Annotated in this window: 1 protein-coding gene; it reads right to left on the reverse strand. The window is 63.2% G+C overall.

Translation table 11 applies throughout. From position 1 onward, the window contains the following. The coding region (locus MBENS4_RS18050) for a hydantoinase B/oxoprolinase family protein (protein ID WP_039393401.1) at positions 1 to 658 on the reverse strand (658 nt) is incomplete at both ends.

Consider the following 658-nt stretch of genomic DNA (forward strand, 5'->3'; position numbering starts at 1 on the left):
GGGGCCGTCGCCCATGGGCCGGCCCGGGATGCCGCCAAAGCCGATCTGGAAGAGCTGGAACCACTTGCCCGCCTTGTCGTGGCCTGCATAGAACAGGTGCGGCGAGGAGGAGAAGCCCGCGGCGTTGAGGAACTCCGGCGTCTTCTGCCCCAGCAGGCCGCCCATGATGTCGAACAGGCGTCCGAGCACGTGGGTACGGCCCGAGAGCGCGGCCGGGAACTTGGGCTTGAGCAGCGAGCCTTCCGGGATCCGGATGTCGATCAGCGGGTAGTAGCCGTCGTTGAACAGGATCTGCGGGTCGAAGACCATGATCATGTAGATGCCGAAGAACATGCGCATCATGTTCTCATTGAGCAGCATGTTGATCGAGGCCTGCGACTGCGGATCGGTGCCGTCGAAGTCGAGAACGACGCGGCCGTTCTCCTTCCACATCGTGCACTTGATCTTGTAGGGGCCAAAGCCCATGCCATCGTCGCAGATGTAGTCCTCGAACGAGACGGGCGTCTCGCCGATCGAGCTCTCGATGAGCTGCTGCATGGCGCGGTAGTTGCGATCCAGGAGCAGGTTGGTCGCCGAGACGAAGATGTCATCGCCAAAGCGCTCGGCCATCTCGACCACGCGGTTGGCGGCAACGCGGCACGAGGCGATCAGCGCGTTC

Origin of the sequence: Novosphingobium sp. MBES04, assembly GCF_000813185.1 — a bacterium.
Classification (GTDB): Bacteria; Pseudomonadota; Alphaproteobacteria; order Sphingomonadales; family Sphingomonadaceae; genus Novosphingobium; species Novosphingobium decolorationis.